General features: G+C 65.1%; 10 protein-coding genes. 5 read left to right on the plus strand and 5 right to left on the minus strand.

Features of this window, described 5'->3' with window-relative positions; all coding sequences use genetic code 11:
* Positions 1-4 precede the first annotated feature (4 nt).
* From AC3WOY_RS11525 to AC3WOY_RS11535, 3 genes are read right to left on the minus strand one after another with little or no spacing between them, the layout of a single operon-like run.
* Positions 5-2,626 (minus strand): ATP-binding response regulator, encoded by a 2,622-nt coding sequence (locus AC3WOY_RS11525; RefSeq protein ID WP_492423821.1) that lies wholly within the window; start codon positions 2,624-2,626, stop codon positions 5-7.
* Positions 2,623-3,042 carry a secondary thiamine-phosphate synthase enzyme YjbQ gene (locus AC3WOY_RS11530; protein ID WP_492423823.1) on the minus strand — a complete coding sequence of 140 codons (420 nt, stop codon included), beginning with the start codon at positions 3,040-3,042 and terminating at the stop codon, positions 2,623-2,625. Before AC3WOY_RS11530 ends, AC3WOY_RS11525 begins: the two co-directional genes overlap by 4 nt.
* Before the next feature lies 1 nt (position 3,043).
* Complete coding sequence (locus AC3WOY_RS11535; protein ID WP_492423825.1) at positions 3,044-4,261, minus strand: 6-phosphofructokinase; 1,218 nt, start codon at positions 4,259-4,261, stop codon at positions 3,044-3,046.
* Positions 4,262-4,427: 166 nt separating this feature from the next.
* Between AC3WOY_RS11535 and AC3WOY_RS11540 the strand changes: the two genes are divergently transcribed.
* The 3 genes from AC3WOY_RS11540 (at position 4,428) to AC3WOY_RS11550 (ending at position 8,620) form a co-directional block, all read left to right on the plus strand.
* On the plus strand, positions 4,428-5,342 hold the full coding sequence (locus tag AC3WOY_RS11540; protein WP_492423827.1) for an SDR family NAD(P)-dependent oxidoreductase: 915 nt from the start codon (positions 4,428-4,430) through the stop codon (positions 5,340-5,342).
* A gap of 99 nt (positions 5,343-5,441) precedes the next feature.
* A complete protein-coding gene (locus AC3WOY_RS11545) occupies positions 5,442-6,626 on the plus strand; it encodes a ChaN family lipoprotein (protein WP_492423829.1) in 1,185 nt (394 codons plus the stop codon).
* Positions 6,623-8,620 carry a M1 family metallopeptidase gene (locus AC3WOY_RS11550; RefSeq protein ID WP_492423831.1) on the plus strand — a complete coding sequence of 666 codons (1,998 nt, stop codon included), beginning with the start codon at positions 6,623-6,625 and terminating at the stop codon, positions 8,618-8,620. The genes AC3WOY_RS11545 and AC3WOY_RS11550 overlap by 4 nt, the downstream gene beginning before the upstream one ends.
* Here the strand turns inward: AC3WOY_RS11550 and AC3WOY_RS11555 are convergent, their stop codons facing one another.
* Positions 8,621-9,220, minus strand: coding sequence for a LysE family translocator (locus AC3WOY_RS11555; RefSeq protein ID WP_492423833.1), 600 nt, complete (start codon positions 9,218-9,220; stop codon positions 8,621-8,623).
* A gap of 113 nt (positions 9,221-9,333) precedes the next feature.
* Positions 9,334-10,299 carry a c-type cytochrome gene (locus AC3WOY_RS11560; protein WP_492423835.1) on the minus strand — a complete coding sequence of 322 codons (966 nt, stop codon included), beginning with the start codon at positions 10,297-10,299 and terminating at the stop codon, positions 9,334-9,336.
* 257 nt (positions 10,300-10,556) lie between these two features.
* Here AC3WOY_RS11560 and AC3WOY_RS11565 point away from each other — a divergent pair, with 257 nt between their 5' ends.
* On the plus strand, positions 10,557-12,374 hold the full coding sequence (locus AC3WOY_RS11565) for a sensor histidine kinase (RefSeq protein ID WP_492423837.1): 1,818 nt from the start codon (positions 10,557-10,559) through the stop codon (positions 12,372-12,374).
* Complete coding sequence (locus tag AC3WOY_RS11570; protein ID WP_492423839.1) at positions 12,371-12,985, plus strand: response regulator transcription factor; 615 nt, start codon at positions 12,371-12,373, stop codon at positions 12,983-12,985. The genes AC3WOY_RS11565 and AC3WOY_RS11570 overlap by 4 nt, the downstream gene beginning before the upstream one ends.
* Positions 12,986-12,987: the final 2 nt, after the last annotated feature.

Consider the following 12,987-nt stretch of genomic DNA (forward strand, 5'->3'; position numbering starts at 1 on the left):
CCGGTCAGGAAGCCTGCTGCCCGCCGCTGGGCATGCGCACGCGGAAGGTGCTGCCCGCGCCGGATGCCGAGTGCACGTCAACGGTGCCGCCGAGGGTCTCCACGATCTGCTTGACCAGGGCCAGCCCAAGCCCGACGCCCGGTATGCTTTTGCGCTGCACCGGCTCGACCTGCTCGAACGGCAGGAAGATGCGTGGCAGGTCTGCCTCCGGAATGCCGATGCCTGTGTCATGGACTTCGAATACATGGAAGCCGGCACTGGCGCCCACGCGAATCGTCACCTCGCCTTCCTTCGTAAACTTCAGTGCGTTGGCGACAAGGTTGCCGAGCACCACCCGCAGCAGGCGCATGTCGCTCACCAGCGGCTGCAGCCCGGAAGGCGGCGGCTCGAGGACGAGTTGCACGCCTTCCGGTACGGTGTCCGCCATTGCTTCCGCCACCTCGCTCGTCAGCGCGGCGGCATCCACACTTTCCATCCGGGCGGAAATCCTGCCGCTTTCGACACGCGTATATTCCAGCAATCCCTCAATCAGGGTGGACAGCTGTTTCGTGGCGCGGGTCAGCCGCGCGATGCGCGCGGCGACGGCTTCCGGCGGCTGTCCCTCTCGGTGGAGATCGAGCAGCTGGACATTCATGTAGATGGATGACAGCGGCGTGCGCATCTCATGGGAAATGGCAGCCAGGAAATGGCTTTTTACCTGGCTCGCTCGTTCAGCCTGCTCGCGCGCCACTTCAGTGGTGTCCAGCGCCGTATGCAACTGCCTGTGCTTGACCGCCAGCGCATTCGCCAGTTCCTCGACATTGTCCGACATGCTGGACAGCTCGGTGCGCAGGGTGTCGCCTGCCCGTTTCATCGCGAGCAGGTTGCCAGCCCTGGCGAGCAGCTCCTGCGGCAGGAAGGGTTTGGTCAGGTAGTCCTGCGCGCCGTTGCGCAGGAGATTGACCCGCAGGTCGTCATCCGCTTTCGCGGTCAGCAGGAGTACCGGCGTGTGGTCCAGCTCGGAATAGGTGCGCATGGTGTGCACAAGCTGGTCGCCGCTCATTCTCGGCATCATGATGTCGGTGACAACCAGATCGGGCCGCAACGCCAGTGCGCGCTGCAGGCCCTCCTGTCCATCATGCGCGGTGACGACATTGCATGCGCCGGAAAGACAGCGCGCGATGAATCCGCTCATTTCCCGGTTGTCCTCGACCACCAGCACCGTCGGCAGTCCGGGGATGGCTGCCAGGACATTTTCTGCTGCGGCGGACACAGGAGACCGTTCGAGCAGGGCAATATCGAGCACGGTCTGCGCGCCCGTCGCGGGCGCCTGCGGCATCTCATCGACGTGGATGCCGGCGCCTGCGAATAAAGGAAGCTCCGCGACAAAGCGTGCGCCGCCGCCAAGCGCGCTTTCGACCCTGACGCGGCCGCGGTGAAGTTCCACGACATCCTTGACGATCGCCAGCCCGAGGCCGGACCCGCCAGTCCTGCCAGTCCTGCGTGTTGCGCTGTCATCGGCCTGGCGGAAACGTTCGAATATCGTCTCGCGCTGGTCCGCGCGCACGCCGGGGCCGCTGTCTTCGACCGCCACCGTAAACGTACTCGTTCCCGGCCGCAGTTCGAGCCGGATCTCGCCATTCTTCGATGTGAACTTGAACGCATTCGCAAGCAGGTTGACGACCACGCGCTCGATCATCTCGGGGTCTGCCTCCACCGGCAGTTCGGCAGGCGCGTCGACCCGCTGCCGGATGTTCCGCTGCCCGGCGGCGACGTCGAACTGCGACATGATGTGCCGGCACTGCCCGGCCATGTCGAAACGCGCATAGCGGATTTCCATCCGCCCCGCTTCCAGCCTCGCCACATCCAGCAGGTCGTTCACCTGCTTGAGCAGGACCTTGCCGTTGCCGCTGATGCTTTCCAGCTCGCGCCGCTGCGCCGGCGTCAGGTTGGCATCCTCCAGCATGCGTTCGGCGGGGCCGAGGATGAGCGCCAGCGGCGTACGCAGTTCATGCGACACGTTCGCGAAGAAGCGCGTCTTGAGTTCGTCGAGCTCCTTCACTTTCCTGTACAGTGCTTCCAGCTCGGCATGCGCGCTTTCGAGACGCACGCGCCGCTCTTCCGACAGGCGCGCGGTATGGACTACCTCTTCCACCTGCGGACGCACGAAGACGAGGCCGATGGCGGTCGCGACGGATGCGGCAGCCGTCGCCGCCTTCACCAGCCCATCCGCCAGATAATCCGGATTCCATACCGTCCAGACGCCCATGAAGTGCGTCATGCCGCACAATCCGATGAACAGGCCGAACGCAATGAACACCGGGCTGAACGGCAACCGTATCGTCCTGACCAGGATATACAGCAACAGCGAAATGCTCAGGTAGGCGATCCCGATCAATATGTCGGACAGCACATGCAGCCACAGCAAGCTTGGAATCCACAGGTAGCAATGCCCGTGGGGCATGAAGGCTTCGCTTCGTTCAAGAATTTCGCGTATCCACGAAGGCATTCCATTCTCCATCGCATACGTCGGCATCGCTTCGATGCCGGAGGAAGAAAGCAGGAAACCTTGCGCGGCGGACAGAGCCGGCGCTTTCCTGCGAGCAGTTGGCGGGGCGCAACGCTGGGCCGCGGGAATGGCGGTCACTCTCCAATGATCTTTACCAGCACGCGCTTGTCGCGCATGCCATCGAACTCACCGTAGAAGATTTGTTCCCATGGACCGAAATCGAGGCGGCCCTCGGTGACCGCCACGACCACTTCGCGCCCCATCATCTGTCGCTTGATGTGGGCGTCGGCATTGTCTTCTCCGGTGTCATTGTGCCGGTACTGCCGGATCGGCTCATGCGGCACGAGCCTCTCCAGCCAGGCATCGAAGTCCTGATGCAGCCCCGGTTCGTCGTCGTTGATGAAGACGGAGGCCGAGATGTGCATTGCGTTGACCAGCACCATCCCTTCGCGGACGCCGCTGGCGTGCAACGCCTCCTCGACCTGCGGGGTGATGTTGATGAAGGCGCGGCGCGTACGCGTCCTGAACCAGAGTTCCTTGCGGTGGCTCTTCATGTCAGCCGCGGTTCATGCGTTTGGGAACGGGGTTGGAACGCAGGCGGAAGGCATCCGGCATCTTCGACCCGAGCAGCGGCCGCAGGTACAGGCGGAAGGCATCGGTGATGTCGGTGCCGGACGGCGCGATGAACTCGTCCTCCAGCGTGCGCGTCTTGCCGGCGACCGCTTCCAGTTCCAGCAACTCGTAATCGACGGAGTAGAAGCCGGTGCGCTTGATCGCCACCGAGCCGTCGCGGTCGCCCCACATCGCAAACTGCACCGCCTTTTCGCCGACCTCGCGCGCTTCGCGCTGGTCGACGTCGGATACGCAGCCGATGAAGGAGCGCTGCAGGTAGCCGAAGGTGTCGCCGCGCACGCGCTTGATCTTGAGCCTGGACTTGATCTCCTCGCACAGCAGGTCGGCCAGCGCGCCGGTGCCCGACAGCTGCACGTTGCCGTGGTCGTCGCGCTCCACGTCCTTCGCCAGCAGGGTCGCAATGGGCGCGCCCGACGCGTCGTGGACACCCTCCGAGACGGCAATGACGCAGCGGCCGAATCGCTCATAGGTTGCCTTCACGTCGGCAAGGAACTTGTCGACCGTGAACGTACGCTCAGGCAAGTAGATCAGGTGAGGGCCGTCGTCGGGGAATTTTTTGCCCAATGCGGAGGCAGCCGTCAGGAAACCGGCATGCCGGCCCATCACCACGCCGACGTAGACCCCGGGCAATGAGGCATTGTCGAGATTCGCGCCGGCAAAGGCTTGCGCGACGAAACGCGCGGCCGACGGAAAGCCCGGTGTGTGATCGTTGCCGACGAGATCGTTGTCGATGGTCTTGGGAATGTGGATGCAGCGCAGCGGATAGTTGGCCTTCTGCGCCTCGAGGCTGACGATGCGCACGGTGTCCGAGGAATCGTTGCCGCCGATATAGAAGAAGTGCTCGATCTCGTGCGCGCGCAGCACCTCGAAGATTTCCTGGCAATACTTCATGTCCGGTTTGTCGCGCGTCGATCCCAGCGCCGAGGACGGCGTGTTGGCCACCATCTCCAGGTTGTGGCTGGTTTCCTGCGTGAGATCGACGAAGTCCTCGTTGACGATGCCGCGCACGCCATGCCATGCACCGTATATTCGTTCAACGCTGCGGAAACGCCGCGCTTCGAGCGTCACGCCGACCAGCGACTGGTTGATGACTGCGGTAGGGCCGCCGCCTTGCGCGACGAGGATTTTTCCTGAGGGCATGGCATTCCTCCTTTGTCGTTGAACGTTAAACGCTATTGCTGAGTATGGACGATTTAGCTGCAGGAATGAATGACATTTAGCCAACACCCTCCGAATACCCCCGCCCGGCCGGTCTTCAGGAATTCCGATACCATTGATTACTTTCCACAACTCCAAGACCAGAGACATGAGCACACCCATCCGCTTCGACAACCAGGTCGCCATCGTTACCGGCGCAGGCGGCGGCCTCGGCCGTTCGCACGCCTTGCAGCTTGCGGCCCGCGGCGCGAAAGTCGTCGTCAACGACCTCGGCGTGGCGCGCGACGGCTCGGGCAATGCGATGACGCCGGCGGAGAGCGTCGTTGCCGAAATCCGCGCGGCCGGCAGACAGGCCATCGCCAGCGCGGCATCGGTCACCGACCCGGCCAGCGTGCAGGAAATGGTGGACCAGGCGATGAAGGAATGGGGCCGCGTCGACATCCTCGTCAACAACGCCGGCTTCCTGCGCGACAAGACCTTCTCGAAGATGAGCCTCGACGATTTCCGCGCGATCGTCGATGTCCACCTGATGGGCGCCGTGTATTGCACCAAGGCAGTGTGGGAAATCATGAAGCAGCAGAACTATGGCCGCATCGTGATGACCACCTCGTCCTCCGGCCTGTTCGGCAACTTCGGTCAGTCCAATTACGGCGCGGCCAAGATGGCGCTGGTGGGCCTGATGCAGACGCTGGCGCTGGAAGGCGAGAAGTTCAACATCCGCGTCAACTGCCTCGCGCCCACGGCCGCGACACGCATGACGGAAGGCATCCTGGGCGCGGACGACCTCGAATTGCTGAAGCCGGAAAACGTCACGCCCGGCATGATCTGGCTGGTGTCGCAGGACGGCCCGACGAAGACCGTGCTGTGCGCCGGCGCCGGCACCTTCTCCCGCTCCAACATCACGCTGACCGACGGCTTCCATGTCGGCGAGCGGCCGGATGCGGCGGAAGTGCTTGCCGGGAATGCGGACAAGCTGGCGGACCGCAGCGGCGAAACCGTCCCGCGCGCGGGCTTCGAACAGCCGATGATGGAACTGACCAAGGCGCGCGCCGCACGGGGATAACCGGGATTTTGTGGTTTGGTAGATCCTGATCATTCCCCCGGACGTTGACATCCCCTACCCTGCAAGGGTGAAAGTTGCGTGAAGGCTAGGAAACCGATCATGAACCACTTCATCCGTCGCATCTTGCCGCTGGCGTTCGCCGTCTCCGTCGCAGCACCGCTCGCGTACGCCGCCCCGGCAAGCTGCCTGACTCCCGCCGCGTGGACCCTGCTCGACAAGGCCGAGACGCGCACCGTTCCGCCGGCGGACATCGTCGCCGACATGGCCAGGCGCGACGTCGTCCTGCTCGGCGAATACCACGACGAGGACGATCACCACCGCTGGCAGGTGCAGATGCTCTCCGCCCTGCATGTGCTGCGGCCGAACATGGTGATCGGCTTCGAGATGTTCCCGCGCCGGTTGCAGCCGGTGCTGGACCGCTGGATCAAGGGCGAACTGACGCTCAAGCAGTTCCTCGAACAGGCGGAATGGGACAAGGTATGGAACACGCCGCCCGACCTGTATGTGCCGCTGTTCCAGTTCGCGCGCATCAACCGCATTCCCATGGTCGCGCTGAACGTCGACAACACGCTCAACAAGGCAATCCGCGAGAAAGGCTGGGACCAGGTGCCGGAAGCGGCGCGTGAAGGCGTGGGCCGCGCGGCGCCGCCGCCGGAGGCGTACCGCGACTATCTGTTCGACGTCTTCCGCATGCATGCGGGCGTGCATGGGGCCAAGGGCGACAAGCCGGGCAAGACCGATGCGTCGTTCGGACGCTTCGTCGAGTCGCAGACCACCTGGGACCGCGCGATGGCGGAGGCGCTGGCCAGGCGCGTCAAGTCCGGCGACAAACCGCTGGCGGTCGGCATCGTCGGCAGCGGCCACCTGCGCTTCGGTCACGGCATCCCGCACCAGTTGCGCGACCTCGGCATTAATAACATCGGCACGCTGGTCGCCACGCCTGCCGATACCGAGTGCAAGGAAATCCCTGCCGGCATCGCCAATGCCGTGTTTGCGCTGCCGCTGCAGCCGGAGGAAAAGCCGGAGCCGCCGCGTCTCGGCGTACGGCTCGAAGACGTGGAAGGCGGCGTGCGCCTGAGCGAAGTCACGGCGGGCAGCCTGGCAGAGCGCACCGGACTGAAGGTCGGCGACCGCCTGCTGGAGATAGCCGGCATCGCCGTCGGCAAGGCGCCGCAGGTTGCCGCCTCGGTGCGTCGCCAGCCGCCCGGCACCTGGCTGCCGATGCGCATCAAGCGCGGCGAGGAATTGCTGGATATCGTGGTCAAGTTCCCGGTGAAACAATGAGAACGCTCTTTGGCGCCCTGCTGCTGTCGCTGGCCGGCACGCTCGCGCATGCTGCGCAGCTCGACTTGCAGGTCGAGCTCGATCCCGCGACGCGGCGCTTCAAGGCAGTGGCGGATGTCGTCCCGGCGTCGAAGGAATTCCGCTTCCTGCTGCATGAGGCGCTGAGCATTACGTCAGCATCGGCGAGCGGCAGGACGATCAGGGCGTCCGCAGGTCCGAGCGACGGCGGTGTGCGCGAATGGCGGCTTCCCCTTCCCGCAGGCGCCGACAGGATGCGCATCGAATATGCCGGCACCCTGCCCGCACTGGATCGCAGCCTCGACCATCGCGGGGTGCTGCGCGGCCTGCCGCCGATGACCTCCCCTGAAGGCAGCTTCCTGCCTGCTGGCGGCGCGTGGTATCCGCCGCCGGCATCGCTGTTCAGCTATCGCCTGAACGTGACGGTGCCTGCGGGACAGCGCGCGATCGTTCCCGGCAGGCTGGCCTCGGAAAGCACCCCGGACGCAGCCAGCTACCGCGCCACGTTCGAATTCGACCAACCCGCGGACGGCATCGACCTCATGGCAGGGCCATGGATAGTGCGCGAGAAGATGGCGCCGCGCGCCGGCGGCGATGCGCTTCGCCTGCGCACCTACTTCACGCGCGAGCTCGACGCCATCCCCGGCCTCGCCGACGCCTATCTCGACGACACGCGCCGTTATCTCGAACGCTATGCGGCGCAGATCGGCGCCTATCCCTTCGCCGGATTCTCCGTCGTTGCCAGTCCCTTGCCGACCGGTTTCGGCATGCCGACCTTGACCTATCTCGGCGCCGACGTGATCCGCCTGCCCTTCATCCGCGCCACCTCGCTGGGGCATGAAGTGCTGCACAACTGGTGGGGCAACGGCGTCTATGTCGACTATGCAAAGGGCAACTGGAGCGAAGGCCTGACCACCTTCATGGCCGACTATGCGTACAAGGAGCAGGACTCCGCCGAAGCGGCACGCGAAATGCGGCTCGGCTGGCTGCGCGATTTCGCCTCGGTGCCGGCGGGCGACCATACGCCGTTGGCCGATTTCCGTTCACGCACGCATGGCGCCGCCGCCGCGGTCGGGTACGGCAAATCGGCGATGCTGTTCGTCATGCTGCGCGATACCATCGGAGAGGAAGCGTTCGGCAAGGGGATACGCGCATTCTGGGAAAAGCAGCGCTTCAGGCGCGCCGGCTGGAACGAACTGCGCGCAGCGTTCGAGGAAGCCTCGGGAAAACGCCTGGGCGAATTCTTCGACCAGTGGCTCAACCGTGCCGGCGGGCCGGCGGCCACCCTCACCGACGCGCGCATGACGGAGGCCGGAAAGCGACTGCAGCTCACGTTCGAACAGGCCGCTCCGGCCTATGCGCTGCGCGTGCCTGTCGAACTGGTGTTCAAGGATTCGTCCGAAGTGCGCTGGGTCGACATCGCGCGCCCGCGCGAGCAGGTCAGCCTGGAGGTCCCCTTCACGCCGTCCGGCGTGCGCGCCGATCCCGACCTGCGTTTGTGGCGCATACTCGAACGCGACCAGCTGCCGCCCATCCTGCGTCAGTGGACCATCGCGCGTTCTCCGCGCATGGCCATTGCGAGCAATGCGCAGGAAGTACGCGAATCCGCTGACGCGCTCGCACAGCGCCTCTTCGAAACGCCGCCGCGCGTGGTGCCGCTCGACGCCCTGAACGGCGGCACGCCCCTCCTGCTGGCCGGACTGCATGCGGATGTGGATGCCGCGCTGGCGCGTGCCGGCCTTCCTCCGCGCCCTCCCGGCCTTGCCGGCAAGGGCAGCGCGCAGGCATGGACAGTCGCTCGCAATGAAGGCGCGCCGCTTGCGGTCGTTTCCGCTGACGACGCCAACGCATTGCGCGCGCTGCTTCGTCCGCTGCCGCACTACGGCGCGCAGAGCTGGGTGGCCTTCGAAGGCAGCCGGGCGATCGAACGCGGCGTGTGGCCCGCGCCGGGGAAGCTCGTCAAGGTGACGCCGTAACTACACCGCAGCCATCCAGGCTGCCGTGACGACCAGAAGCGCCGCCATCACGCGGTTGAAGACGAGCAGCCGCTGCCCCTTCGCCAGCCATTTGCGCAGCAGCGATCCGGTCAATGCATAGGTGAAGTTGCTGGCCAGTCCGAAGCAGAGCATCACCGGCAACACGAGGGCGAAGCGCTGCGCTGCATCGCCGGTGCCCGCGATCCAGCCGGCCACGATCGTCAGCGCCAGCATCCACGCCTTGATGTTCACGAATTGCAGCAGCACGCCTTGCCAGAAGGTGACGTTGAGGCGGGATGCGTCTGCTGTGGAGAGCCGCGCGGAACGGCTCAGGCGGAACGCCAGCCACAGCAGGTAGCCGATCCCGATGAACTTGATCGCGGTACGCAGCAGCGGGACGGCGACGATCACTGAGCCCAGTCCTGCCGCGCAGGCGGTCAGCAGCAGGCCCCAGCCGACGGGGACGGCGAGTACGAAGCGCAGGGCGCGTTTGAGGCCGAAGTTGGCGGCCAGTGCGGTGGCGAGGGTGGTGTTGGGGCCGGGGGTGAAGCTGGTGGCGGTGGCGAGGGTAAGCAGCGCGAGGAATTCTTGCCAGTGCATGGCGTGGACCGGAACGATGGGAACCCCGTCATTATCGCTGCGGCAGCGGATGCGTGGCGATGGTTTTGCGTACAGAAGATTCCCGGGCGCTGTGCCCGGGAACGCCCTGCCAGTCATTTCGGCGGCATCGCCCCTTTCTCCTTCGCCTCCAGGATCGGCTTCCAGGGACCGTACTTGTGCTGCTCGGCCGTGAACCCCGGTGTATAAGGCGGGAATGCGGCGTCGACGGGTTTGTTCTTCCGTGCCGGGAAGTCGGCTTCCAGGTTGGGCTTCACCGGGCGCGGCTGGCTGTTGATGTAGGCGGCCACGTCGAATGCCTGTTCATCGGTCAGCACCATGTTCGCGTGCGTCACGCCGCTCGGCATGTTGCCCTTGATGAATCCCGCCGCCAGGATGCCGCGCGCCATTCCCGCGCCGGTGTTGTAACTGTCCGGCCCCCACAGCGGAGGGAACTGGTAGCCTTCGGCGTCGCCGGCCTTCCCGCGCCGCACACCCTGTCCGTTTTCGCCGTGGCAGGCGAGACAATGGGTCGTGTACACCTGTTTTCCGGAAACCGGGTCAGCCGCGCGGTCCATGAGCTTCAGGCGCGGCACCCCGGTGCCTTCCAGTTTCGCCCCGACCGGAATGCCGCTCGACAGGAAGTGAAGATAGGCCACCATGGATTTCATCTCGTCGCTGTCGACCGGCATCTTGCGCCCGTTCATGCTGCGTTCGAAGCAGCCATTGATGCGTTCTTCGGTCGTCGAGATCGCATCCTCGCGGCCGCGGTACTGCGGAAAACTGACGAAGGTGCCGACCCAGGGATTGCCGAACTTGCGTCTGCCGGCATCCACATGGCAGCTCACGCAGGACAGGTTGTTGCCCGCGAAGCGCTTGGCGGGGTCTGCCACCTCCGGTCCCAGGTACTTGTAGGTCTGTTCCATCAGTGTCTTGCCCTGCCTGACCATCTTGCCGTACTTGTCGTCGGCGAGCTTGTCGATGTCGGGCGCCTTCCAGTCGGACAGGGTCTGCGCGGCAGCGCCGCCCGCCCACGACATGACGATGGCGAGTCCGATGAGTGTTTTTCTGGTGATACGCATGGCCTTCTCCTGAACGTGGTTTGCCTCGGCCCGTCCGGACCTTGCCATCACTGTAGCGTCCGCGTCGCTTGCCCGTTATCCGGACGTGACGTTATCCGCCTAAGCAATCCGCCTTATTGATCCGGCCGCCATCCTGTGCAGTCCTCCTGCGCAACGCAGCCGATTCCGCGATTTCTTGACCCAGCTCAAGCGCGCGCTCATCGTTGCTCTGCGAATCGGTGAAAATGCACGCATACGTCCTGCTTCTGGTGCCAAGAATGATCGACAGGATCAATAACATGCGTGTGCCGTCGCTGATCGCGCGTTGCGCCTCGCTGCTCCTCGCGGCGGCCATATCGCTGCCGGCGCAAGCCGACCATGGCGGCGCGGCCACGGTCAGGATCGGTGTGCTCGCCTTCAAGGGCAGCAAGGAAGTCACCGAGGACTGGGTGCACATGAAGGATTGGCTGGAACGCAGCGTGCCCGGCCATCGGTTCACCCTGCTCGATTTCGACCGCGCGGCACTGACGCAGAGCGTGCGCGAGCGCACGGTGGATTTCGTGCTGACCAACAGCGGCCATTACGTCGACCTCGAACACACCGAAGGCGCCAGCCGCATCGCGACGCTCGCCTCGCCCTGGGCTGCCTCGCCGGCGCAGTCCATCGGCTCCGCCATCGTCGTTCGGCAGGATGCGCCGCTGCGGTCGCTCCTCGACCTGCGCGGCAAGCGCGTGCAAGCGGTTGCGCCGGATGCCTTCGGCGGATACCTGGTCGCGGCGCGCGAACTTGCGCGCGAAGGAATCGATCCGGAAAGCGATATCCGCGCATGGCAGTTCGTCGGCTTCCCGTTGCAGCAGATCGTCCACGCCGTAAGGGAAGGGAAAGCGGACGCGGGTGTAGTGCGCGCATGCATGCTCGAGCAGATGGTCGCGCGCGGCGAGATCGCCGCCGGCGAGCTGCGCGTGCTGGCGCCGGTCGATGCCCCGGGCCTGCGCTGCCGGTCTTCCACGCGCCTGTATCCCGACTGGCCGTTCGCCGCGTTGCGCCATACCTCGGGCGAACTCGCCAAACAGGTGGCGCTGGCCCTGCTGTCCATGCCGCCTTCCTCGGACGGATACAGCTGGACCGTGCCGGGCGATTACCAGGTGGTGGACGACCTGTACCGCGACTTGCGCATCGGCCGCTATGCCGCCTTGCGCACCTACGCGCTCGATGAAATGGCGCGCCGCTACTGGGGCTGGATACTGCTGGTCTTGGGCCTGCTGCTGGCGTGGATCGCCCATACCATTCGCGTCGAATACCTGATCAACCAGCGCACGCGCGCCCTGCAGGCGGCCCAGGCAGAGCGCCTGCGCATGGAAGACGACGCACGCAACCGCCAGGCGGCGCTCGACCATGCCGCGCGGCTGGCAATCCTGGGAGAAATGGCCAGTGCGATTGCCCACGAACTGAACCAGCCGCTGGCGGCGATCCGCAACTATGCCAACGGCATTGCGCGCCGTGTGCGCGCCGGAAGGATGGAGCCCGAACCACTGATGGAAGGCGCCGGCGAGATCGCCGCGCAGAGCGAGCGCGCCGCCACCATCATCCGCAACATCCGCGCATTTGCCCGCAAGAACGCGCCGGGCCTTCAGAACTTCGACCTGGTGCCGGTAGTGGATGAAGCGATCGCAATGTTCGCCGGCGCGCATCCGCACGCACGCGTGCTGCGCCAACCCGCCACCGGGCCTGTCCCGGTCTGCGCCGACCGGGTGCAGCTTCAACAGGTCCTGCTCAACCTGCTGAAAAACGCCTACGACGCGCAACAGGACGCCGGCTGCGTGCATGAACCGATCACGCTCGACATCGTCCGCGACGGGGGCCAATGCCGGGTCGCTGTCCGCGACCGGGGCTGCGGGCTGCAACCCGGCCAGATCGAGCGCCTGTTCGAGCCGTTCTTCACGACCAAGGCGGACGGGTTCGGACTTGGCCTTTCGCTGAGCAAGAACATCATCGAGGCATGCGGAGGCACGCTCTCCGCGAATGAAACCAGCGACGGGAAAGGCTTGACGGTGTGGTTCAGCCTGCCCATTTCACCAGAAAAAGGAAGCGCATGAAGGAACAGGATGCAATCGTGTTCATCGTGGACGATGACGCCGCCATTCGCCGCTCGATGGAATACCTGTTCGATTCGGCGGGGTGGCGCGTCGCGCTCTTCGACTCTGCCCGTACCTTCCTTGACGGCTACGACGGCCACCTGCCCGGCTGTCTCGTGCTCGATGTGCGCATGCCGCTGGTCAGCGGACTGGAACTGCAGCAGATCCTGCGCGAGCGCGGTGTGCAGTTACCGATTGTTTTCCTCACCGGCCACGGCGATGTGCCGGTCGCGGTGCAGGCGATGAAGAACGGCGCCTGCGATTTCCTCGAAAAACCGTGCAACGACCAGGCGCTGCTCGATACTGTCGCGCGCGCGGTGCAACGCTGCATCGACCTGTGCCGGAAGACTGCGCAGGACAGGGTGCTGCAGGATGTGCTGGCGACGCTGACGCCGAGGGAACGCGAAGTGGTGGAGCTGGTTGCCACCGGCAAGCCGAACAAGCTGATTGCGCGGGATCTGAAGATCAGCGAAAAGACGGTGCAGGTGCACCGCTATCACGCGATGGAAAAACTGGGCGTGCATTCCGCGGCGGAAATCGCGCGGATGCTGGCCCAACTGGGCGGCAGGTAAGG

The organism is Noviherbaspirillum sp. FW303-A3, assembly GCF_058788695.1.